This window comes from Sphingobacterium sp. LRF_L2, assembly GCF_965644235.1.
Lineage (GTDB): Bacteria > Bacteroidota > Bacteroidia > Sphingobacteriales > Sphingobacteriaceae > Sphingobacterium.
Genome location: NZ_CBFFRI010000001.1, coordinates 602,992 through 628,482, shown reverse-complemented (window position 1 = coordinate 628,482; position 25,491 = coordinate 602,992). Strand labels below are relative to the sequence as shown.

Genomic DNA, 25,491 nt, shown 5'->3' with positions numbered 1-25,491 from the left:
CATAGAAATTGCTTTGGATCACCAAGTATAAAGCTATAAGACGATTATCAATTCATGATATAAATCGTATAGATGTGTAACTATTAAAAATTGTAATGCCTATTGGAAAAGACCGTCTTTTAACTCGTTCGTATCTTCTTTGTCTATAGACAAAGTTTAGGATGTAAGTATTTTATAACGTTAACCACAATATAAATCTAAATGATTCAAAAAATTCACACAAACCTAAAAGGTTGCGTCATGGCCGTTGTTTTGCTACTATTTGCAACAGCGCCCAGCTTTTCGCAACAGAGTTCAATTAAAGTAAAAGGAAAAGTCAGTAATGAAAAAGGAGAACCTCTCATTGGTGTGACAGTTCATGTCAAAGATAGTGATGAAGCTGCTGTAACCAACGAAAATGGTGACTATGAACTCTTAGCTAATCCACTTTCCGCTATCGTTTTTTCCTATGTTGGCTACGAAAGCCAAGAAACATCGGTCGATCCTTCTGGTCTGATGAACATTACGATGAAGGGCGAGCAACAGTTGGATGAAGTTGTTGTTGTCGGCTACGGTACCGCGAGGAAAAAAGACCTTACCGGTGGACTTGCTGTTGTGGGAAAAGAACAACTGGAAATGGTATCCACAAGTAATCTAATGGATCGTTTGGTCGGACAGGTTGCAGGTTTCAGCATTACGACTAATGATGCCGCACCGGGACGTGATCAAAATCTTCTGATCCGTGGTGAAAATTCTCTTTCTGCAAATAATTCACCCCTAATTATACTAGATGGTATTCCCTATAGTGGATCTCTCGTCGATCTAGATCCAAATATTATTGAAAACCTTACCGTATTAAAAGATGCATCGGCAGTTGCTATATATGGTTCTCGCGGATCAAATGGGGTAATTCTAATTCAAACGAAACGGGGTTTTGTTGGCAAACCACAGGTTACTTACAAAGGTACTGCAGGCGTCGCAGAGCCAATGCAACGAATCCAAGTAATGGGCCCCAATGAATATATTCGTTTTCAACAAGATATTGGGCGATTGAAGGAAGGACTGACTGGAGATAAACTTGATCCGATAGCAGGTAATATCATCAGCCTAACAGAACAAGACAATTACAGCAAGGGCATTACACACAATTGGCAAGATTATATCTTCCAGACCGCAAAAACAATGGATCATCAGATCGGTATTGCCGGAGGTACCGAAGCTACGAAATACATGGCGGCAGTTTCTTACCTTGATCAACAAGGAGTCGTTTACAATTCCAATCTGGTGAGAACCAATATATCAGCCAATATTGATCAAACTTTTAACAAATGGCTAACCACGGGTCTAGGGACACAATTCGTACAAAAAGAAAACGGAGGGGTTACGCCTAATATCGAGCATGCGATCAAACAGAGCCCTTATGGTAAATATAAGGATGAGATGGGGAACTACGTTGCGGAACCTATGGAATACTCGCTCATCGCTAACCCGATGCGAAACGTAAATGCGGATAATGATAATACCAGCCGTAATTTCTTTCTCAACGCTTACGCAAATATTCTGTTGCCGCTTAAAGGGCTGTCGTTTCGTTCCAACTATGGTTATAATTACCGGAGCAATTTTGTAGGAACTTATTATGGTCGTGATACATTCGAAGGAAGAGAAGAGGGGGGACAAGTTGGTGGAAAGGCAAGTATAAGCAATACGCATTATACGGCGTACACTTGGGAGAATATTCTTCGCTATGAGCGTGAGTTTGGTGATCACCGTGTCGATGCGACAGGATTGTTCAGTATGCAGGAAACAAAAAATGTATCATCAGCCCAAAGTGGAGCTGGTTTTGTTACCGATGATGTGAGCTATTATATGATAGGTACTGCGGAAAGAAATCAAACGATTTCATCTGGATTATCGGAAACAGCGATGCTATCATACATGTTTCGTCTAAATTATGGCTATAAAGGAAAATACTTGGCAACCATTACGGGCCGTTCGGATGGAGCCTCCGTATTTGGCGTGAACAATAAATATGCGTTCTTTCCATCTGCAGCGGTAGCATGGAATATTGCTGAAGAAAATTTTATAAAAGACAGCGATATCAACTGGTTGGAGATGCTTAAACTCCGTTTATCTTATGGTGCAAACGGCAATCAGGCTATTACCGCCTATAGAACCTTAGATCGTCTTTATTCCTCTGTGAAATACATTTGGGGCGATGCAGGCACACCTGTAAATACAGCTTATTTAGCTGGCGATGGAATTGGAAACCCTAATTTGAAATGGGAAACCACCTATACGACGAATGTAGGTTTGGATTTTCAGCTTTTCAATAATCGATTGGGGGGTACAATTGACTTCTATGTATCCAATACACAGGACCTATTGATGCAGCGTACCGTGCCTGTGATGAATGGCTATAGCCGAATTTGGGACAATGTCGGGGCAACGCGTAGCAAAGGGGTAGAAGTAGCATTGAACACTGTAAATATTGATCACAGGGATTTCCGTTGGAGTTCCAATGTTAATTTTTCGCTAAACAGAGACAAAATTATTGAGCTACGTGGAGATCAGGTGGACGATATTTCAAATAATTGGTTTATCGGAAAGCCTCTAAGGGTTTATTTCGATTACAATGTGGAGGGAATTTGGCAACAGGGGGACGAATATTTTACAACTGATGAGAATGGTAATGAGCGGGAAATCCAATCGGGTGCGGCGCCGGGAGCTGCCAAGATCGAAGATGTGGATGGCAATGGATATATTAATGCGAATGACAAGAAAATTATTGGCTCCAAAATGCCCAGATTTACAGCGTCTCTTGGCAATCGCCTATCCTATAAAAATATCTATTTTTCAGCTTTAGTCAATGGTGTATTTGGCGTATGGCGCGCAGATAATATGGCCAATATGGGATCCTGGACATATGGAATAACAAATTATGTACATGATGCAGATTATTGGACGCCAGAAAATCCAGAAGCAGAAATTGTATCACCCGGTTATATAAACAGTCTAGGGCATGGATATTATAAAAAGGTTTCCTATGTGCAGATTAAGAACCTCACCTTAGGCTATAAAATAGGTAGTAAGGTGGCACAAAAGGTGGGATTATCCAATATTGACGTGAATGTAAGTGTCAATAATCTACATACGTTTTCCAATATAAGACAGGTGCTGAACTACGACAATGAATGGATGGCTTCTTTCCCTACCGCTCGTTCTTATATGCTTGGTTTGAACTTAACTTTCTAAATCTAAAAATAATGAATATCAAAACAATAATAAAGGTGGGGCTAGCAACAGCGTTTGCACTTACCGCTACGGGATGTAAAGATTTTCTAATTGAGGATTTGAAATCGGAACTATCGCCTACAAATACTTTCACCAGTACCTATGGATTTGAGGTGGGAAGTGCTGGACTCTATGCGTTGACACGCTCTGAATATAATACCTATGGAGAGAATGGAGCTTATATACATAACGGAGCATGCCCCTATGAAGCGCTTCAAGCAGCGACAGATATTGTTGATGTTATCAATAGTGATGCTTCCCTTATGGCATTTGCAAATCTGTCCCTAACGCCGGATGAGAAATTTGTTGCATCATATTGGAATTGGGCCTATAGCCTTATTGCTTCTTCCAATGAGATCTTGATCTACGCAGACAAAAATACAAATTGGGATACAGATGCCGATAAAGCAAGATTTCAGGCGGAAGCACGTTTCTTCCGAGCTTATGCCTATCGGACGCTGGTGTATTTGTATGGAGATGTGCCTTACGTAGAAACCATTTTATATGATTTTCAATTGAATTTTACCCGGACGCCAAAAGCAGAGGTCATTGGTCACATTATAGACGATCTTAAATTTGCGTCTGAAAATCTTCCCGACAATCCTGATCAGGTAAAAGACGGTAAGCTGACGAAATGGGCGGCTCTCCATTTGCTAAGTGAGATGTATTTATTACAGGGAGAGCCTGCATTAGCAGAACAAGCTGCATTGGAGGTTATCAACAGTGGAAACTACGCCTTAATGAAAACACGTTTCGGTGTCAACAAGGATAAAGCCGGAGATGTATTTAGCGATTTATTTCTGGAAAATAACCAGAATAGGCAAAATCAGGGAAATAAGGAAAGTATTTGGGTACTACAATTTGAATTCAATGCAATTGGAGGTGGTACAAATTCAGACGACTGGTCGCGAAGAGCTTGGAATCCGCAGTATCATAGTATTAAGGGATTCGTTTTGGCCGACACATTGGGCGGTCGTGGTTTAGCACAAATTGTTCCAATGAAATGGTGGGTAGGAACCAAAGGAACGAATGCAACAGGCGATATCGCGGGGATTTTTGATGCTTCTGATATCCGCAACTCCAACTACAATATCAAAAGGAATTGGTATTATAACAATGCCGCAGAAACAGCTTTATACAAAAAGAAATCTAATATTACAGAGGAAACGTGGTTTTCAACAAAGACCTTGTTTCCCGCACTTACCAAGTTCTTTTATGGAAGGGTAGAAAACTTGAGCCTTACAGGAAGCTATAGAGATCGTATGAAGTTTCGTTTAGCTGAAACTTACCTTTTACTTGCCGAGGCTTACCTTGGTCAGAATAATACTGCAAAAGCTGCGGATGCGGTCAATGAAGTTCGCTTAAGAGCTGGAGCGACTGCCGTAAGTGCTGGAGCGATGAACATGGATTTTCTGCTCGATGAACGTATTCGCGAACTAGTAGGTGAAGAAAGCCGTAAATTCACCCTCATTCGAACCAACAAATTTCTAGAACGTGTAAAATCGCGCAATAGTGCTATCGCAAGTAAGGTTAATGAAAATCATGCACTATGGCCTATTCCTCAGGTAATTATTGATTCTAACAGAGATGCCGAGTTTCCACAAAATCCAGGATACTAGTAATTAAATCTTTATCTCCTTTTGACACGTTGTATGAAATATCCAAAATTAAAAATCGAACGTTTGAGTCCATTTTCTATAGAAAACAAGAAGTCGACAAACCAAGCAATTGGAGAATTTCATTTAACGGTTAACGAACAGATTATACATATGAAAAAAATACAATATTTATATAGCCTATTATCCATGTGTCTCATAGCTCTTTGTTTCCAGAGTTGTGACAAAGGAGTGCTAGACATAGACAAGGTGCAAGAGCATCTAGACGTGCAGGCATCGTCTAGCGAAATTGTATTGGACGGTGAAAATCTCAAAGACGACATCATAACCTTTAATTGGGAAGAAGCGAGAGCAATGTCAGATGATTATATTGTTTCTTATACAACGAAACTTGATGTTGTTGGAAACAATTTTGGATCCTCAACGACGATTCTTTCTTATGAAGATGATGGTGTCTTTAGTCGTAGCTTCACTTCTGAGCAGATTCAAAATTGGGCGAATGAAAAATGGAAATTGCCCGTCAATCAACCTTTTACATTGCAATTTCGCGTCGTAGCCCAATGGGAGGGAGGTCCCACTTTTGAAGCACCAGAAGTACGTACAATTACCGTTCAGGTACAACCGATTAAAACTGTGGTGTTTGAGGCAAACAACGTGTTTTTAGGAGGATCGGCTGTACCGGGCATGACTCGGGTAGAGATCAATAAAACCTTAGAAAATGAAAGTCAATATGCTTATTTTCTAGATCTAGAGGCTGGTGATTTAGAAATACCCGTAGAATTTAATGGAGCGACCAATTATATCTGCCCTACTAGCCTAGATGGATCCTTAGAAGATAGTGTTGCGGTAGCCGTCAACATGCTAGAAAATCCAATTCCATGGAAAATTGAGAAAGCTGGAAAATATCGGATCGTTGTGAATATGCAAAAAGCTACGGTGACGATTTATTCACCAGACAAAGCACTTAATCCAGCTGTGGTGCAATGGACGCTCGATGGTATCATGCAAACAACGACAGTAAATGACATTTGGGAATATGGAGAGCCAACGGGATGGGCTTGGCGAGAAGGAAATTGGAAACAAAGTGCCGCAGATCCACAATTGTTCGTTTACACGGGACCTGCCTTGAATGGAAGAACAAAGTTTGGCGTTTATCCAATAAATCAATCGTATGTATATACGGGCAATAATACTGCTTCGAACACGTCAGTCTCCCACGGGACGACATACGACCTGATCGGTGGGTATGCGGCCAATGAAAGGAATGCCTATTTTTCGCTCCCTTCCGGTACTAATTTTATTGTCCTTGATATCAGGAATAAAACAATGCTGGCCAATAAAAAGTAATTGACTACTCGATCCGAGACTATTATAGAAAATGCATCAATATCCAATGGGAGACAACTTATCCACACACATAAAGGCTTAAGCGCGTTAGCATATTCCTTATAACCATTAATAGATAACTTATTTACGTATGAAAAGAAAAAATTATAAAACAGTTCTCAAGCTAATCTTGATGACTTGTGTATTTCTTCAATCTTTTGCCTGTTCGTCAAATGGGCTAGAAGATGAAATCAATAAAAACAATAACACATTAGTTAAGCCAAAATACAATAGAAATTCCGTATTCCGTAATCCGTTAAATGGATGGGTTATGTATGGAGGCCGTACGGATAATGCATCCTATTGGGATACTGAATATTATGTGCCTGACCTTGGCAAGAAGGTGAAGGTTAGTGACTATGCTTCCGCATGCTACGTGCGTACCAGTTGGGCTTCGTTAAATCCAAGCGATGGTGTGTACGCCTGGGATGACCCGAACTCACAGATCGGAAAACTCATCAAAGGGGCGGAAGAGCGAGGATTGCCAATCGCTTTTCGTATTGTTGTCGACGGACGTGATCAAGGGATGAATACGCCTCAATTTGTATTTGATGCAGGAGCAAAATACTATTTGGAAAATGCTTCATTCCCCACACGTATTACCCCTATTCCACAAGATCCAATTTTTCAGCAGTACTACACTAAATTTATTGAAGCATTTGCTGCAAAATTTAATGATCCTGACCGCACCTCGTTTATCGATGCCTATGGATTAGGAAAATGGGGGGAAGCACATAACGTGATTTATGAAGATCCCAATACCTCCAACGGTTCTAATACAGAAACTTTAAAAGAGCAGGTACTCAATTGGGTGACAGATCTGTATGCGCGTACATTCACGAAAGTACCGTTAGTGATCAATTACCACCGCGTTATCGGCCATCCAACCAGTTGGGGGGCGGCAAATCCAAATAGCGATAAGTTGCTAACGATGGCTATAAATAAAGGATATAGTTTGCGTCAGGATGCATTTGGTATGACCGACTATTACCAAACTTGGGAAAAACAATTTGCCAAAACCTGGAACTTTAAACGTCCTATTATTATGGAAGGAGGGTGGATCACGACAGGAACGCACCGTTATTGGACAGATTCAAGTGGAAAATACCGGGAAGGCCATCCCGAGGATGTGAGAGATGGTGAATTCGATGCTTCCGCAGAGGCACATGTCAATATGATGGATTTTCGTGCTGGGGGAGAGACCAGATCGTGGTTTGAAAACTCGTTTAATCTCGTACAACGTTTTGTGTCTGAAGGAGGCTATAGGTTGTACCCGGATCGTATCTATTTGCCAGAGAAACTAAATAAAGGCGCACAAACCATCATAACACACCGTTGGCGTAATATGGGCTGGGGATATTGTCCTAATAATATTCCACAATGGAACTTCAAATATAAAGTAGCTTTTGCCCTTCTTGACGCGGACAATAAAGTGCAACAGGTGTTCGTTGATCGCGATAGTGAGCCTTCAAATTGGCTGAAAGATAATCCTATATCCTACGATTTCACGACAACGGTCGACGTGCCTGCAGGTACTTATTCTTGGGCTGTAGCTATTGTCGATACAACAAGAGAAAATCAACCGGGTATAAAAATAGCTGTAAATGAAGACATCACAGCAGAGGGCTGGGTAAAACTATTAAATGTAGAAATACAGTAATTACATACGAAATAAGCTGCTTTCTTTAAATAAGTAGAAAGCAGCTTATGCCTTTATCCTAGGATTATCATGAGATTAGCATTGAAGAGACTCGTATTTATCGCGGTATTCACCTTGAGCACACTTCTGTCGGTTTTCGCACAAAATAAATACTACAGTAAACTCGCAAATGACACGTTGGTTATAGGAAATCAATGGATAGAACGCAAGTTTATTTGGAACAATGGAAATGTCATTACACATAGTTTGATCGATAAATCGACGAATCAATGTTGGTTAAATACTATAAATGAATCTGATTTTTACCTGTCGAAAGATACGACTAACACAAGATCGTCTTCTTATGCATCTAGAGAAGTCCATGAAACTACTATACATGAAGCCTATCTAGAAACGGAGGTTATTTTTTCGATAGGACGCCTGCACGTAAAAAAAATATTTCGAATTTATGAAGATAGTCCTGCCATACGCTGCGATTTCTATCTAAAAGGAGCACCACAATCTACCTTCGATTTAAAATCTTCCAATGCCGCGGATTTTAAAAATATTGAGTTTGCAGAAGATATGAAGTCGGCATCGAAAGCTGCCGTTTTAGACCAAATAAAGCTACTGGGGATGCATTGGCAAACCAAAATTGTATCCTTTCATGATGTAACTGATTGGAACAACAATTTACTGTTCGAGCAGCGGATAATTCCATATCGTAAAAATTCCTATAAAGGAAATCTATTATTTGCCCATAATATGGAGGTCGACAAGGGATTTTTTTTCCTGAAAGAAGCGCCCTCATCAGATGTTCAACTTGCTTATCCAGGTTATGACTTTACTACGGAGTTTGGTCACTTTATGGTGAACGGCTTGGGAATGAATGCCGACGATATAAAAGCCGATGAATGGCGAAAAGCTTATAGTGTTGTCATTGGTGTATATAGTGGAGCAGAACTTGACCAATTAACCGCTTTGCGAAAGTATCAAAAAAACAATAGAAAACTGGTGTCGACTAGGGATGAGATGGTTATGATGAATACATGGGGAGACCGAAGTCAAGATGCCAAAGTGAATGAGAAGTTTAGTCTTGTTGAAATAGAACGCGCTGCAGCTCTCGGTATTTCACATTTTCAGATTGACGATGGATGGCAAGTTGGGAAAAGTCCTAACTCGGCATTAGAAAAAGGCTCTTTCAAAAATATATGGGATAATCCTAACTATTGGAAGCCCGACCCGATTAAATACCCTAACGGTCTGCATCCTATCGTCAAACGTGGAAAAGAACTCGGTATAGAAATCTGTCTATGGTTCAATCCAAGTGTGCAAAACAACTATGCCGATTGGAATAAGGATGTGCAAGCTCTTGTAGATCTCTATAAAGAATACGGGATACGCACATTTAAAATCGATGGATTATCTATTCCTAATAAGGAATCGGAACAAAACCTTCGCAAGTTATTTGATAAAGTTCTTTTAGAAACCAATAAAGCAATTGTATTCAACTTAGATGCTACGGCAGGTCGTCGAGGTGGGTATCATATGTTCAATGAATATGGTAACATTTTCTTGGAAAATAGGTACACGGATTGGCAGAATTATTATCCCTATTGGACACTACGTAATATCTGGTTGCTATCCAAGTATGTCCCGGCTGAAAAATTACAAATTGAATTTTTAAATAAGTGGCGTAATAGAGACAAATATGGAGATGATATATTCGCTCCAGCCCACTATTCTTTTAGCTACTTGTTTGCGACAACCATGGCTGGACAACCCTTAGCATGGTTTGAAGGCAGTGGCTTACCACAAGAGGCTTTCGAGATCAGTAGCGTTATTAAAACCTATAAAAAGATACAGCACGATTTCCATAGTGGAGTTATTTTACCCATCGGAGATGAGCCTTCAGGTAGATCGTGGACTGGTTTTCAGTCTATCAAAGCAAACGAAGGATATCTTATTATTTACAGAGAAAATACCAATACTTCCAAAGGATGCATAAGAACTTGGTTGCCAGAAGGGCGCCAAATAATCTGTGAGCCTCTATTAGGAAATGGAATACAGCAATCATTCATTGTCGGTCAAGGAGGGAGTATCGATGTCGAATTAGACCAGCCCAATGACTTCCTTCTTTACAAATACAAAATAATATAACATAAACAATGAAAAATCTTGTGCTTACAGCGATTTTGTCATCCCTTGCTATTTCCTTATGGGGGCAAAAAAAACAGCAATTAAAATCCCCAGATGGAAAATTCGAAATATCGATCTCCTTGGATCAAGACATTCGTTATACGGTGATCCACGAGAGCGATACGGTACTTCTTCCATCAATAATTGCCATGGAATTAAAAAATGGAATCTTTTGGGGTAAAGGTTCTACATTTCAAAAAGCCAAAGCGAAGACGGTTAAAGAGGAAATTGTAAGTCCTTTTTATAAGAGAAATAAAATCACCGACTATTACAATGAACTGAGTCTATTTTTCAAAGAGGATTTTTGTTTAGTTTTCAGAGCTTATAACGAGGGAGTAGCTTATCGTTTTGTATCTACGGGTGAAGAAGATCTTATCGTTAGAAATGAACACGCGATCTTCAATTTTACAAAAAATTTTCCGGTCCATATTCCCTATGTGAAAGGAGTGTTTAATACCATAGAGAGTCAATATTTCAATTCGTTCGAAAATGAATATACCTATACCAGTTTAGCGCAGATCGATACCAATAAACTGGCTTTCACGCCACTGCTCATACACATCAATAATGGTAAGAAAGTGTGTTTAGCGGAGTCAGATTTAGAGAATTACCCAGGGATGTATCTCCGGAATCGGGACGGCAGTCCTGCACTACAATCTGACTTCGCGCCGTCTCCAAAAACAACGGTTCAAGGTGGGCATAACGACCTGCAACAATTGGTCACCTCTCGCCATTCTTATATTGCAAAATGTCCTGGTAAAACTAAATTTCCTTGGCGAATTATCCTCGTTTCAACAATGGATAAAGAACTTGCCGATAGTGACCTTATCTATAAATTGGCATCACCTTCGCGGCTTAGCGATATCTCATGGATAAAGCCAGGGAAAGTTGCTTGGGAATGGTGGAATCATTGGGGGATCTCCCATGTCGATTTCGAAACCGGTATCAACAATAATACGTATAAAGCATATATCGATTTCGCCTCAAAGAATGGAATAGCCTATGTCATTTTGGATGAAGGTTGGGCTGTAAATCGGCAGGCGGATCTCTTTCAAGTGGTTCCTGAAATTGACTTAAAAGAGCTTATTGCATATGGCGCTTCTAAAAACGTAGATCTGATATTATGGGCTGGTTACTATGCCTTTGAACGCGATATGGAACGTGTATGTAAGCATTATGCAGCGATGGGAATTAAAGGGTTTAAAATAGATTTCATGGATCGCGACGACCAAGAAATGGTTAATTTTCATTACAAGGCAGCAGACATTGCCTCCAAATATAAGTTATTGCTGGATTTTCATGGTACCTATAAACCTACAGGGATAAATCGTACGTTTCCGAATGTAATCAATTTTGAAGCGGTTCATGGCTTAGAACAGATGAAATGGACTGGTATTGAGTTGGACCAGGTGACATATGATGTCACAATGCCTTTCATACGGATGATTGCAGGTCCAGTCGATTATACCCAGGGAGCAATGCGTAATGCTTCTAAAAAAGCCTATCGGGGAATCAATGAAGAGCCCATGAGCCAAGGTACACGTTGTCGGCAGTTGGCTGAATATGTGGTTTTTGAATCGCCGTTAAATATGTTGTGTGATAATCCTACGAATTATACCAACGAGCAGCAATGTACCGATTTTATAGCAGCAATTCCTACTGTCTGGGACCAAACTATTGCCTTAGACGGTGAGGTAGGAAAGTACATAGCTATTGCAAGAGAGAAGAATGATATTTGGTATGTTGGTGCGATGACCAATTGGGATGCGCGTAGTCTTGAATTGGATTTATCGTTTTTAGATGATGAGGGCAATTATATGGTTGAGCTTTATCATGATGGCAAAAATGCAAGCCGTATCGCATCGGACTACCGACGGGAAAATTTACCTGTACCAGCCAGTCGTAAAATACAAGTAAACATGGCATCCGGCGGTGGTGTTGCGATGAAAATCTTCAAAATTTAAACTCTTTACATCGTATGAAATCGAAACTGCTCAACATTGTACTATTTATTTTTTTGTCTTTCTTCTTTTTAGATCTTACAGCACAGCAAACGATGACGAACGTGTACGGACGTCGATCAATATCGTTGAATGGGAAATGGAATGCCATTATTGATCACTACAATCAAGGTCGAGGGAATAAAATTTATCTCAACAAAAAACCGGCGAATAAAATTGATTTTTACGAGTATTCTTTTGAAAATGGATTACGTCTGAATGTCCCATCCGATTGGAATAGTCAACAGCCTGAACTCCAATATTACGAAGGAACCATCTGGTATGCACGTTCTTTTGATGTAAGCAAAAGAAGCAGTGATCGTATTTTTCTGTATTTCGGAGCCGTTAATTACCGCTGCCATATTTATTTAAATGGTGAAGAAATCGGATCGCATGAAGGAGGTTTCACTCCCTTTCAAATTGAAGTAACCGATCGAGTGAAAGCGCAAGGGAATTTTCTAGCCATAGAGGTAAACAATACGCGGACAGTAGACGCTATTCCCGCTATGGCATTCGATTGGTGGAATTATGGTGGAATCACCCGTGATGTTTTCTTGTTGTCTACACCGCCTGTGTTTATCGAAGATTATTTTGTGCAGTTGGACAAGTATAAATCCAATAAGATAAATGCGCAGGTGAAATTGTCCGAAGCGTCAGCAAACGCTCGTGTTACCATCGAAATTCCAGAATTGAAAATAAAAGAGACGCTTAAAACCGATAATAAGGGGGCGATCAGTACAAGCTTCACAGTACCTAAGCTGCAGCGTTGGTCTCCAGATGCTCCAAAATTGTATCAGGTTAGTATCACAAGCGACAAAGACACTATTCAGGAGCAAATCGGATTTCGCAATATATGGGTAGATGGTGAGGATATCTACTTAAACGACCGGCCCATTTTTTTGAAATCGATCTCTTTTCATGAAGAAATAGCGCAACGTAAGGGACGAGCTTTTTCCGAGTCGGATGCGGTCATGTTATTATCTGAAGCAAAAGCTTTGGGATGTAATATGATTCGCTTAGCACATTACCCACAAAACGAATATACAGTTCGTCTCGCGGAGAAAATGGGATTTCTGCTTTGGGAAGAAATTCCTATTTGGCAAGGTATCGACTTTACCAACGAAAGTACCAAGCAAAAAGCGGGAAACATGATCGCTGATATGATTATGCGCGATAAAAACCGCTGTGCCTTAGCTTTTTGGGGGGTAGCAAACGAGACGCAGCCTTCGGAGCCGCGGAACGTCTTCCTTGACTACCTAATTGCCCGCTGCCAAGAGATTGATACCACGAGGTTAATTACGGCTGCTTTTGATCTAATACGTTTTGACGCCAATAGACAAGAGTTTATTATGAATGATCCTTTTATCAAGAAATTGGATGTAGTAGCTGTCAATAAATACATGGGCTGGTATCATCCTTGGCCAATCTCTCCCGAGAAAGCTGTCTGGGATGTTGCAAAGGGACAACCATTGATAATATCGGAGTTTGGAGGCGAGGCACTATATGGGAAACGGGGGGATGCTGATGTCGTGAGTTCTTGGAGTGAAGATTACCAAGCTACGCTCTACAAGGCTAATCTCGAAATGTTTAGGCATGTTCCCAATTTGAGAGGGGTCTCGCCGTGGGTGTTATTTGATTTTCGTTCTCCTTTTCGGTTACATCCAACAAATCAGGATGGTTGGAATAGAAAGGGATTGGTATCCGACCAAGGTTACCGAAAGGAAGCTTGGTATTTGATGAAGGACTATTACGATCACATCCATTGAAAACCTTGATTTATGCAACTCATACATGTCTGTACAATTTACAGATAAACATTTTATAAACTATATCAGATCAAAGAACATGAAGAACATTATTTTGATTTACACGACTCTCCTCTTGGGATTTATCTCCTGTACATTCAATAAGAAAGCCGAAGAAGGCAAAACATCGTTGAACCTGATTGTCGATAGCGCTTTTGTTTTTGCGCGACAACAATCGTTATTTCTTGCCGAGAAGTATAAAGATCAGGAGGGACGGTTGCCACGCTCCTTTGAAAACAATAAAGATGTATCCTCAGACTCACGTTGGTGGTGCAGTGGATTTTTTCCAGGGTCGCTGTGGTATGTGTTTGAGAATACCGCAGATTCGGCTGTACTGAAATATGCAGAACTCTATACCGATAGAGTAGAGCGAGAAAAGTATACAACGGACAATCACGACGTTGGCTTTATGATTTATTGCAGTTTTGGCAATGGATATCGGCTAACACATAATAAACATTATGAGGAGGTGATGCTTACAGCAGCTCAGTCTCTTCGTACGCGTTATAACCCACAGGTAGGGCTTATCCGTTCCTGGGACCATAATAAAGATAAATGGCAATACCCCGTGATCATCGATAACCTCATGAATCTAGAACTTATGTTATGGGCAGCCGATTTTTCGGGTGATACAACATTTAAAACAATTGCACTTTCCCATGCGGATAAAACAATGAAACATCACTTTCGGCCGAATTACAGCTCGTATCATGTAGTTTCTTACGACACTATAAGTGGAGAACCTCATCTGAAACAAACACATCAAGGTTATTCCGACGAATCCTCTTGGAGTCGCGGACAGGCATGGGGGCTGTATGGATACACTTATATGTATCGGGAAACAAAAGAGGAAAGATACCTTAATCAGGCAAAACATATTGCAAACTATTTAATCAACCATCCACATATGCCCGAAGACTACATCCCTTATTGGGATTACGATAGTCCAGATGTTCCGAATACGTATAGGGATGTATCTGCCGCGACTGTCATGGCTTCTGCTTTGATTGAATTAAGCGACTTTGTCGATGAAGCCTTAGGTAAGCAATATATGAAAGTCGCTGAAACGCAAGTTCGAGTGTTAGCCTCTCCTGAATATACAGCGAAACTCGGCGAAAATGGTGGTTTTATCTTGAAACATAGCGTAGGATCTTATCCTGCTAATTCGGAGGTGGATGTACCTCTTACCTATGCGGATTATTATTACTTAGAGGCGTTAACCCGCCTAAAAAAAAAGCAGTAACCGACAATTGTGATTAAACGACTAAACATGAACGCAAACGTAGAGCGAAATTTTTTATACATCCTATTGATGCTTTTATTAACAGGGCCTTGTTTCTTAAAAGCACAAAACACAACGATTGATTTAGCCGGTACATGGAGGTTTCAAACGGATGTCATGGATTTTCGAAGAGGATCTCTTTCCCCTCGCTATAATCATTTATTGCAAGAAACCATCGAACTTCCGGGAATTACCGATGATTACCAAATCGGTTACAAATCACCTTATCGTCATATCGATCGTTTAACGAGAAAATATGAATATATGGGACCCGCTTGGTACCAAAGGGATATTGAAATTCCAGCAGAATGGAAAGGAAAACGAATTTTCATGTTTTTTGAAAGGACGCATTGGTTGAGCGCAATTTATGTCGATACGAAGGAGGTCAGTAAAGTCGATTATATCAGTGTGCCGCATCGACATGAGCTAACGGAATTTGTTAAACCTGGTGAAACACATCGCATAACAGTCTGCATCGATAATCGATTTCAATATAATACCCATAAATGGAATCACGCTCATACAGAGTTTACTCAGATCAACTGGAATGGAATAGTGGGGGAGATGAAGTTGATTGCTGTTGATCCTGTTTATATCGAAGATTTTCAGGTATACCCCGACATCAAAAAACACGAACTGAAAATCAAATTACAGATAAAAAATGAAACAAAGCAATCTTTTAAGGGACAGGCTAGATTTCATGTCACAGGCCAAAACTATCAACTTCAGAATGAAATATCCGTAAACAGCAATGATTCTGTTTCCTTTATTGAATCTACCCTTCCTCTGGGAAAAGATATAAAACTTTGGGACGAATTTAATCCGAATTTATACACGATCGCCTGCCAACTGAATATAGTGGGAGATAAGGATACCTATAGCGATGAAAAATCGACTACTTTCGGAATGCGTGAGGTGAGACAGGGTAAAAATCATGTGTTGTTGAATGATAGACCGATTCATTTAAGAGGAAATGTGGAAAATGCTGTCTTTCCTAAAACGGGCTATGCACCAGTAGATGATGCTTCTTGGGAACGTATTATGTTACTGATGAAAGATTATGGGTTAAACCATTTGCGTTTTCATTCCTGGTGCCCACCCCAAGCAGCCTTTCGTATGGCCGATAAACATGGGATTTACTTTGAAGTGGAAATGCCAATGTGGGGAAAAGATGCGGAGCCAGATAGTGCGCGGTATGATTTTTTTCGACGGGAGATAAGAGCAATTTTAAAAGAATATGGTAACCATCCCTCATTTATTTTATATTGTAACGGTAATGAAATTACAGGTAATTTTGACTTTATAGAAGAGCTTACAGCCGCGGGAAGAGTATTGGATCCACGTCATTTATACAGCGGGTCTACGGCAAGAACCCGGGTAAAGTCTGATCAGTACTATGTATCGCAACAAACAAATAAAGGACCGGTAAAAGTCTATGAAGGTTTGCCGAATACCGATTGGGACCGAAGCAGAGAATCAGATGTGGATGTCCCTGTAATATCGCATGAGTCTGGACAGCGTTGTGTTTATCCAAATTTTGATGAAATTAAGAAATATACGGACAGTCCCGTTGAGGCACGTAATTTTGAAGTCTTTCGGGAGATGCTGGATAAAAATGGAATGCTGGACCAAGCAGAGGATTTCTTTCGTGCTTCGGGGGCATTGACCGTTTTGGAATATAAGGCTGTAATTGAGGCGCTACTCCGCTCCTCCAAATCAGCAGGCTTTCAGCTTCTTTCGATCAATGATTTCCCAGGACAAGGGTACGCGCCTGTTGGTATACTAGATCCCTTTTGGGATTCTAAAGGATTGGTGGAAGCCCAAAAATTTCGGAAGTTCTGCGGACCTACGGTACCTTTATTACGCTACGAAAAAAGTGCCTACTTTAATGACGAGCTTTTCAAAGGCAGGGCAGAGGTATACAATTTTAGTAGTGCCGAAATTCGAAATGCAAAGTTAAAATGGTGGTTAACGGCAGAAAATGGTAAAGTCCTTAAAAAAGGAAATCTTAAAACGCAGACTATTGAAAATGATACCGTCTCACCCGTAGGCAAATTTGCGATACCTCTGAAAGAAGTGTCAAAGGCTCAGAAACTAACGGTACATGTATCTATCAACAATCAGTTGACAAACAGCTGGGATATTTGGGTCTATCCGAGAGGCGAGGCTATTATACAATCTACTGACCAAGTATTGTATACAGCGACCTTTGACGAGGTAGCTAAAAATCAGCTAGCTAAAGGAAAAACTGTAGTGCTCTGTCCAACATTGAATAAGATTAAGGGCCGGAAATCTGTTTTCCACAATCATTTTTGGAATCCGATAATGTTCGCATGGCCTCCTATGACGATTGGCTGTTTAATTCACCATGACAATCCTGTTTTCGAAAATTTCGTTACCTCATACCATACCGATTGGCAATGGTGGGATATTTTGAATAGCGCTAAAGTTATTGAGATGAATAATGCCCCCGAAGAGTTGCGCCCATTTATTCAAGTGATTGATAGCTATGATAATAATGAAAAATTAGGTATTGGATTTGAAGCAAAATTAAATGGAGGCAAGTTGTTGGTGCTCGCCGTGGATACAAAGAAAGATCTAGAAAAACGTCCAGCTACACAACAGCTATTGAAAAGTATAGATGCGTATGTAAAGGGGGGGGGATTTAATCCTACTGTAGCTGTTGACGAGTCGTTTATCCAATCATTTTTAATCAATTAAAGAAACTATGTTAAGAATATCGACTGGTGTTTTGATGATAATTTTTTGTACTACATTGAATGCTCAAGAAATTATCTTGAGGGATAAAGCTTCTGTAAAACAGGTGTTTCAAGATGAAGTTGAATCACAAAATGCATTGCCAATGGATGAAGTTGGAGTAGATTTCGGGTATATTCTTTACAGAGCCGAAATTACGACAAGTGCAACAGAGTCCACAACGTTAACGCTCGAGAATGTTCGAGATTATGCAGCGGTATATGTCGATGATTATTTTCAGGGCACACTGACAGATAAAAAGAAAAAAATCGTACTAAATTGTGCTCCGGGCTTGCATAAGCTAGAGTTATATGTTGAGAACATTGGTAGAATAACCTATGGTCCAGAGATTTTAGATAATTCCAAAGGTATATTTGGAAATGTAACAGTCGGTCAGCGTGTACTCGAGAATTGGGTAATGATACCGCTGAATATCCGGGAAATGCACCCTGATAACTTGAACTTCGATATGACCTCGGATGATGAATATCCCGGTTTTTATAAGGGATTTTTCGAATTCAATGATATCAAAAATGTTTATCTCGATGTCTCGGGATGGGGCATGGGTGAGGTGTGGATAAATGGTCATTATCTGGGCTCGTATTGGGAAGAAGAAAAGCAGCAATCTATACAAATTCAAGCTGACCTTTTAAATAGAGGTAAAAATGAACTCGTGGTGTTCGAGCTGAAAAAGATCAAAGAACCTAAAATGAGATTATCAGCGGCGCCAGTGTTCAACTAGAAGTTCTTGACACACGAATTTCGTATGTAAAAGGAACAAATTGTTTGCGCAAGAGTAAGTCTCCTTGCATACTTAACGGTGCAGGGAGACCATGCTTTATTGAAAAATTGGATAACAGGTTTGATTTTGTTAAAATCACTATGCCTTTTCAAAATCCCGTTATCTGTGGGCTGTATTTGCAACTACGCTTAGATCAAATGCATGGGAACTTCCATAAGTAATATTTCGGTATCTTCTGTTGTACTGTGGATGTCGATATGCTGAATGCCCCATACTCCAAAACCATCACGAGTATTTAATGTCTGGCCGGCGACCGTAGCTGTCCCTTTGATCAAAAAAACATAAACGCCGTTATCGCTATTTTTCATGGTGTAGTTCGTAGTTCTATTTGTATCAAAATGGCCGAGATGAAACCAGGCGTCTTGATGAATCCATACCCCCTCATCTTCGGGGTTAGGTGACAAAATTTGATGAAAAGTATTGTGCATTTTACTTCGATCGAATGTTAGCTGATCGTAGCGAGGCGTAACATTTCGTTGCTTTGGATAAACCCATATTTGAAGAAATTGTACAGGACGGTCCTCATTTTTATTGAACTCGCTATGCATAATTCCCGAGCCTGCACTCATGACCTGAATATCTCCGCTTTTTATCACAGCGGTATTTCCCATACTATCTTGATGAGCCAGATCGCCTTCAAGTGGGATACTGATGATCTCCATGTTGTCATGAGGATGCGAGCCAAAACCTTTACCGCCTGCTACAATATCATCGTTAAGTACGCGCAGCACGCCAAAATGCATACGTTCAGGATTATGATAATTTGAAAAACTAAACGTATGTTGACTCAACAACCATCCGTGATCTGCTTTTCCACGTGAATTTGCGGGATGCAATACACTATTAAACGTTGTTTTTTCTTCTACTAAATTTTTGCTTTCCATCGTTTTACTAATTTGATCAATCAAATGTAAACAAGGATAATAGAGTAGACATTGAACTAGTTTAAGAAAGTTCGGATAACGAAAAAAAGTTCATGAATGTCGTTACGTGGATTACAGATAATATAGCAGTGACGATTAATTCATGCCTTTGGACTAAATGCTATGTATAGCGACTGAAAGTTGAAAAAACATTACCTTTCTCAAAATATCTCGTCGACAAGCTCCTTGTTCACCATAGCTCCGGCTAAATTTCCTGTAGCAACGGCATTCGCTACAGAACGCATCATACTTGAATTATCGCCACAGGCAAATACACCGGGTACGCTTGTTTTTTGAAAACTATCAATCTCAATATAGCCTTGTTCGGTCTCTTTACAACCTAAAGAGTGGTGTATGCGGCTGTGTTGTTCAAATGGAAGTCCAGCATACAACGCTTTTACAGATAAATGTTCGCCATTTTCAAAAATAAGTTTCTGTATATGGCCGTCTTGATGAATAATATCTGCTAATTCTTGCTTAAGCACATTGATATTGTTTTGTTTCAACTTTTGAAGTTGTGCATCATCAATATTGCTTTCTGGAGAAGTGATTAAGTGAACGCTATCCGTTAGATTACGTACTAAGGACGAAAGGTGTAGAGCACGTTCACCTTGGGCTAAAATCGCGGTAGGTTGGTCTCTAAATTCGTAACCGTGACAGTAAGGACAATGTATGGCTGTAATTCCCCAACAGTCAGCAAAACCGGGAATGGACGGTAGGATATCTTTAATACCTGTTGCTAGTACGATCTTCTTACTTAGAAGCTCTCTTCCGTCGGCGGTTCCCACGACAAATCCTTTTTCCGTTTTATGAGCGGTAGTTGCTCGCGCATCGTGCCACTGTATGCTAGGATACGCACTTACTTGTTCTTGTGCAATCTGCGAAATAGTCGCAGGTGTTTTACCATCTTGGGTCAGAAAATTATGTGAATGCGGAGTTTGCCTGTTGCAAGGAAGCCCTTCATCTATGATTAGTGTATTTCGAAGGGATCGTCCTAGAGACATGGCAGCTGAGAGACCTGCATAACTGCCTCCTATGATAATAGCGTCAAATGTATTATGCTGTATATTCATTTCTTTTTTATACCAAAAGTAGAGGGTAAAAATTTCTTTTGCAATATTGTTGCGTTTTGGATCGATCTTATGGCATTCAAGTGACGAAAGATCCCATTATCGTTTGATTTTATACAGGTGTCTTGAAGAGGTTCTTTAGATATTTTTTTAAAATGTACAAAAAAGGAAATCCAATGTCGCCTCAACCTCGTAAATAAATCTGAAAAGAAATTATAAACATAAAATAACGAAGGTTATGAAAGAAAAACCATCTACTACAGACCGCTCGATTATGCTTCAAGAACAGCCTTCGAGCAAGCAATTTCAACGCAGGGATTTTTTAAAAGTCGCCGGAGCAAGTGCTTTTGGTATAGCCACTTTGGGGATGATTGGGTGTAAGGATGATGATGGACCAAGTGATATGGGCGGTGAAGGATATTATTTTGGGAGTGGAGACATTGCTATTTTAAATTATGCATATGCGTTGGAACAACTAGAGGCTGCATTTTATATACAGGTCGCTAGTACCCCCTATTCAGGAATGACAGCATGGGAAAAAATTTTACTCACCGATGTTCGGGATCATGAAATTGCGCATCGAGAGTTTTTCAAAACAGCATTAGGAGTGAATGCTATTGCCAATTTAGAGTTCAATTTTTCGAGCATTAATTTCTCTAGCCGCGAAAGTGTTTTGACTACGGCAAAAACTTTTGAAGACCTAGGTGTATCTGCCTACAACGGAGCGGGCTGGTTGATAAAGGCAGAAGCTTACTTGTTGCTAGCAGGAAAGATAGTTTCTGTAGAGGCCAGGCATGCCGCTCTTGTTCGTGATTTAATTGATAACGGAACCTTTGCTAATCAGGAAGTAATCGACGACAACGGATTGGATTTGGCGAAAAGTCCGACAATTGTGCTCGAAGCGGCTTCGCCTTTTATTAAGTCGAAACTGAATGTACGTGATTTACCCACTTATTAGTTTAACTCAAAACTGAATTACCATGAATTTATTTAATATTTTCGATACAATTTCGCAGGTTGATCCTGACTTTAATGATCGCATAAGCCCACGTCGCGCTGCTATCCGCAATATGTTGTCTTTTGGTAAAAAAGTGTCATTGGCAGCGGTTCCTTTGGTATTCGCAGATCTTTTAAAAAAAGCTTATGGGCAGACACCAACCGATGTAAATTCTGTTCTAAATTATGCGCTAACATTGGAATATTTAGAAGCTGAATTTTATACCAAAGGAGCGGCAGCTACAGGTTTAATTCCATCAGGAAAGCCAACTGCAGCAATACAGACAATTCGTGATCATGAAATTGCACATGTAAATTTTCTAAAGCAAGTATTAGGTGATCAGGCGGTTTCCAAACCGACATTTGATTTTACTGCTGGAGGTACATTTTCTACAGTGTTTACAGATTATGATACTTTTTTGGCGTTGGCACAGGCGTTTGAAGATACTGGCGTACGTGCTTATAAAGGTCAAGCTGGTTTATTGAAAGGAAATCAAATTGTACTAACTGCGGCCTTGCAGATACATGCTGTAGAGGCTAGACATGCTTCCCATATTCGTCAGATGAGAAAAGGTCGAGGAGGAACCGCTGCTGAGCAGAAGCCCTGGATAACTGGTGCGAATGACAGTGGTATTGGAGCTGCAGTAGATCCAGTATACGCTGGTGAAGATAACAAAGTGCAAGCTGGAATCGATATTACAAGTTTAAATTCGGTTAGCGGCAAACTATCTGTCGAAGCTGCTACCCAAGCCTTTGATGAACCCCTTGCTGCAACAGAAGTGTTAGCAATAGCGGGCTTGTTTATAAAATAAATAATTGAAAGAAAAGAAGGTTATAAAGGTCCGTTTCGTAGGAAATGGACCTTTTTTATCGTGTTAGATGTTTCCGATTACAAATAAGTCAGCGAGAGTCGGTGTTGGACTTCCTCCTTCTTTTTCCAAGGTAATGGCAAAGGTCTGGGCATGAGGAATGTCATTCATCTTGAAAAATCCCTCCTCCGCTTCACGTGGAAGAAGACCCGCATCAACTGGTTTGCCATCTACAATAGCCCAAAGCTGGTATTGTTTGCCCGTAGGGGTGGCTGGAAGGTTTCCCGAAGTAAGATATACCGTTTTGTCTTCCTTATTCCAAAACACGACCGCTTGCAACTCAGATTTATTTTCAGTACCTCTTAGAGATACCTTCTGGACGGCCGGTTGCTGCACAATCTTCCATCGTTTGTCTGCTTCTGCAAGCTGCAATTCCTTTGCATTTATGTATTGTAAGGCTTGGGAAAATTTAGTTTCAGAGATCCCCTGTTGTTGGTACCAGTAAATGTTTGTACCCAAACTTAGAACGAGCAACACTGTAGCCGCAATTGCTAGAGATTTTGCCAGTCGATGAGGTTGACGATCATTTGATTCTTTTTCAATGGCAGAAAAATCTATTTCTTTGTTGCCCGCGTCGGACGCTTTTGAAGGAGATTCCGATAAGATATTCCAGATGCTGTCTTTAAGTTCAGGAGCAGGTTGTATGGCCTGTTCTGATGCAAAATCTTCCAAAACCAATTGTGCTTCTAAAATAGCTTGCTCTACTTCAGGATGTTTTTGGCGCACACAATCAAGTATGCTCACTTCTTCTTCCGTAGCAAGTCCTAGAACATAGGCTTCAATAATGCCTGATGATATGTAATCCTTGATATCCACAGCTACCCGTTTTCTTTTAATATTTCTCTCAATTGCAGTAAAGCGGCCCTTACCCTTGTTTTTACGGTTCCTAAAGGTATCACCAAATGCTCTGCGATCTCTTGTTGTGTATAACCTTCATAATATGCCATTTCAATGAGTTGTCTCCATTCAGGCTTTAATGTCCCCAATACATTCTTTAAACCAATAAAATCTACTTTCTCCACTTGATCCATTTGCACAAATTGATGGGCTTCTGTCGTATTTACGATATCGGGAAGCGATTGGTTTTTTTGTTCATTTTGTACACTCTTTGATTTGATGTAATCGATCGCTGTATTTCTGGCAATTTGAATCATCCAAGTGTATAAGCGCCCCTTCGTATGATCAAAAAGGTTCATGTGATTCCATATCTTTACAAAGATATTCTGTATCACCTCTTCTGCATAAGCCTTATGGGAAACAATCCGAATAACGACACCATATAATGCTCCTGCGTAATTATCATATAGATAATTAAACGCACGACGATCTTTCTTTTTCAACAAAGAAATGAGGTCATCCTCGGAAATATGATAAATGGGGCTCAATTAGTTATTCTATAAATGTCTAACGCAAATATACTTATTCAGGTGTAAAAGTCTGTATGTTTTATAAAATTGTAAATGAACATCTTAGCCTACTGGTGAAAAAGTGGACCAACTTGTTGTGAATATACTTTTTCAAATCAGGGACTGTATAAAATACATGGATATTTCTTGCTCAAGATAAAATGTGTTAAAGTGTAATAATAAACTATTAATAGTTTTAAAATGATTATTATTGCACTAGTTTGTCTATGGAATATACACTATTAAAAGAAGTTATTGCGCTACTAGAGCAATTTCATAAAGAAGAAGATAAGCCTGCTAAGATGCAGACAATCGATGGTTTTATGCATTGGATGTATCAGAAAGTGAATGAAAACAGTGAAAATGTTTTAGAACCCGAATGGGAAGGAAAGGTGAATGGACGATCAATTGACAGTGTGATTAGTACATTATTTGTCCATTTAAGCAGGTATGCAAAGAGTTATTCGAGATCCGCGATCTATAACTCATCATTTTCAACCCAAGAGGAATTTATCTATCTAATCAATCTGCGTGCTTTTGGTGCTATGACAAAGATGGAGTTGATAAAACGTAATATTCAGGATAAACCAGTAGGGATGCAAATTATCAATCGATTAGTTTCTCAGGGATGGGTTGAACAAAAGGATTCAGAAACGGATAAGCGGAGTAAGATGATAAGGATAACGGCAGAAGGAGAAGCGATTCTGCAACAACAGATGCCAAAAATAAGACAAGCTACACAAATTGTTGCAGGTCAACTTTCTTACAAAGAGAAGGTTCAGCTTGTTTGTCTTTTAGATAAGTTAGATTGCTTTCATAAGCCTATTTTTCAAGAGAATATACATTCTGCAGTGTTATTGGACCATGTTAGTAGTACCTATTTCGAAGAAAATAAGAAAGTAAAAGGAGAAGAAGCGATTGATTAGGACAGGGAATGCCCCTTGTACAAATAAACTTTGACAGTGATTCTATTGTTTTTTATATGATCTATACATTAAAACGGACACAATATTTTGATTGTAGTATAGAAGATGCTTGGCTTTTCTTTACCGATCCACATAATTTAGCAACGATTACACCGGTTGATCTTAATTTTAAGGTACTGGATAATCTAGACGGTGTTGGGATATTTGAGGGCATGCTTATAAACTATTATGTATCACCGCTTTTTAATATCCCTTTACGTTGGCAAACTGAAATCGTGCAGGTAAAGTATCAAGAAAGTTTTGTCGATAGGCAACGAAAAGGACCTTATGCTCTTTGGGAGCACCTTCACGAATTTATACCACACGAAAATGGCGTAATGATGAAAGATACTGTAAGATATAAGTTGCCTTTTGGCGTATTGGGCCGTTTAGCGCATGTATTTCTCGTAAAAAGAAAACTTCATGAGATTTTTAACTACCGGTATTTGACATTAGAAAGTATTTTAAATAGCCCTTTACCTTATTGATAGGAAAGATTCTAGGAA

18 protein-coding genes are annotated in these 25,491 nt (G+C 39.8%); 14 read left to right on the top strand and 4 right to left on the bottom strand.

The genetic code is table 11. The features are described from left to right. Window positions 1-201: 201 nt before the first annotated feature. The 10 genes from ACSZOX_RS02515 to ACSZOX_RS02470 all read left to right on the top strand — a co-directional run bounded on the left by ACSZOX_RS02515 (window position 202) and on the right by ACSZOX_RS02470 (window position 18,696). Window positions 202-3,231 carry a SusC/RagA family TonB-linked outer membrane protein gene (locus tag ACSZOX_RS02515; protein ID WP_437918174.1) on the top strand — a complete coding sequence of 1,010 codons (3,030 nt, stop codon included), beginning with the start codon at window positions 202-204 and terminating at the stop codon, window positions 3,229-3,231. 11 nt (window positions 3,232-3,242) lie between these two features. Next, on the top strand, window positions 3,243-4,889 hold the full coding sequence (locus ACSZOX_RS02510; RefSeq protein ID WP_437918173.1) for a RagB/SusD family nutrient uptake outer membrane protein: 1,647 nt from the start codon (window positions 3,243-3,245) through the stop codon (window positions 4,887-4,889). Between the two features lie 150 nt (window positions 4,890-5,039). After that, window positions 5,040-6,233, top strand: a complete 1,194-nt coding sequence (locus ACSZOX_RS02505) for a SusE domain-containing protein (RefSeq protein ID WP_437918172.1) — start codon at window positions 5,040-5,042, stop codon at window positions 6,231-6,233. A 130-nt stretch (window positions 6,234-6,363) separates the two neighbouring features. Further along, window positions 6,364-7,932: a DUF4832 domain-containing protein gene (locus ACSZOX_RS02500; protein WP_437918171.1), complete on the top strand. Its 1,569-nt coding sequence runs from the start codon at window positions 6,364-6,366 to the stop codon at window positions 7,930-7,932. A gap of 69 nt (window positions 7,933-8,001) precedes the next feature. Further along, on the top strand, window positions 8,002-10,071 hold the full coding sequence (locus ACSZOX_RS02495; protein ID WP_437918170.1) for an alpha-galactosidase: 2,070 nt from the start codon (window positions 8,002-8,004) through the stop codon (window positions 10,069-10,071). A gap of 8 nt (window positions 10,072-10,079) precedes the next feature. Next, the gene (locus tag ACSZOX_RS02490; RefSeq protein WP_437918169.1) at window positions 10,080-12,074 is read left to right on the top strand and encodes a glycoside hydrolase family 97 protein; all 1,995 of its coding nucleotides are present in this window, start codon (window positions 10,080-10,082) and stop codon (window positions 12,072-12,074) included. Between the two features lie 14 nt (window positions 12,075-12,088). Further along, window positions 12,089-13,876, top strand: a complete 1,788-nt coding sequence (locus tag ACSZOX_RS02485) for a glycoside hydrolase family 2 protein (RefSeq protein WP_437918168.1) — start codon at window positions 12,089-12,091, stop codon at window positions 13,874-13,876. A 79-nt stretch (window positions 13,877-13,955) separates the two neighbouring features. After that, entirely contained in the window at window positions 13,956-15,158 is a 1,203-nt protein-coding gene (locus tag ACSZOX_RS02480) for a glycoside hydrolase family 88 protein (RefSeq protein WP_437918167.1), read from the top strand. Window positions 15,159-15,185: 27 nt separating this feature from the next. Beyond that, on the top strand, window positions 15,186-17,918 hold the full coding sequence (locus tag ACSZOX_RS02475; protein ID WP_437918166.1) for a glycoside hydrolase family 2 protein: 2,733 nt from the start codon (window positions 15,186-15,188) through the stop codon (window positions 17,916-17,918). A 7-nt stretch (window positions 17,919-17,925) separates the two neighbouring features. Continuing rightward, a complete protein-coding gene (locus tag ACSZOX_RS02470) occupies window positions 17,926-18,696 on the top strand; it encodes a hypothetical protein (protein WP_437918165.1) in 771 nt (256 codons plus the stop codon). A 188-nt stretch (window positions 18,697-18,884) separates the two neighbouring features. Here ACSZOX_RS02470 and ACSZOX_RS02465 read toward each other — a convergent pair whose 3' ends face one another. Both ACSZOX_RS02465 and ACSZOX_RS02460 read right to left on the bottom strand, forming a co-directional pair. Then, window positions 18,885-19,640: a pirin family protein gene (locus tag ACSZOX_RS02465; RefSeq protein WP_437918164.1), complete on the bottom strand. Its 756-nt coding sequence runs from the start codon at window positions 19,638-19,640 to the stop codon at window positions 18,885-18,887. A gap of 200 nt (window positions 19,641-19,840) precedes the next feature. After that, a complete protein-coding gene (locus tag ACSZOX_RS02460) occupies window positions 19,841-20,752 on the bottom strand; it encodes an NAD(P)/FAD-dependent oxidoreductase (protein ID WP_437918163.1) in 912 nt (303 codons plus the stop codon). 235 nt (window positions 20,753-20,987) lie between these two features. Here ACSZOX_RS02460 and ACSZOX_RS02455 point away from each other — a divergent pair, with 235 nt between their 5' ends. Continuing rightward, a complete protein-coding gene (locus ACSZOX_RS02455; protein ID WP_437918162.1) occupies window positions 20,988-21,707 on the top strand; it encodes a ferritin-like domain-containing protein in 720 nt (239 codons plus the stop codon). 22 nt (window positions 21,708-21,729) lie between these two features. Then, window positions 21,730-22,557: a ferritin-like domain-containing protein gene (locus tag ACSZOX_RS02450; protein WP_437918161.1), complete on the top strand. Its 828-nt coding sequence runs from the start codon at window positions 21,730-21,732 to the stop codon at window positions 22,555-22,557. 63 nt (window positions 22,558-22,620) lie between these two features. Here the strand turns inward: ACSZOX_RS02450 and ACSZOX_RS02445 are convergent, their stop codons facing one another. Both ACSZOX_RS02445 and ACSZOX_RS02440 read right to left on the bottom strand, forming a co-directional pair. Then, a complete protein-coding gene (locus tag ACSZOX_RS02445; protein WP_437918160.1) occupies window positions 22,621-23,430 on the bottom strand; it encodes an anti-sigma factor in 810 nt (269 codons plus the stop codon). Window positions 23,431-23,432: 2 nt separating this feature from the next. Further along, window positions 23,433-23,999, bottom strand: a complete 567-nt coding sequence (locus ACSZOX_RS02440) for an RNA polymerase sigma factor (RefSeq protein ID WP_437918159.1) — start codon at window positions 23,997-23,999, stop codon at window positions 23,433-23,435. 248 nt (window positions 24,000-24,247) lie between these two features. On the opposite strand from ACSZOX_RS02440, the gene ACSZOX_RS02435 reads away from it, so the two are divergent. Both ACSZOX_RS02435 and ACSZOX_RS02430 read left to right on the top strand, forming a co-directional pair. Next, window positions 24,248-24,946: a MarR family winged helix-turn-helix transcriptional regulator gene (locus ACSZOX_RS02435; protein ID WP_437918158.1), complete on the top strand. Its 699-nt coding sequence runs from the start codon at window positions 24,248-24,250 to the stop codon at window positions 24,944-24,946. 56 nt (window positions 24,947-25,002) lie between these two features. After that, a complete protein-coding gene (locus tag ACSZOX_RS02430; RefSeq protein ID WP_437918157.1) occupies window positions 25,003-25,473 on the top strand; it encodes an SRPBCC family protein in 471 nt (156 codons plus the stop codon). Window positions 25,474-25,491 lie beyond the last annotated feature (18 nt).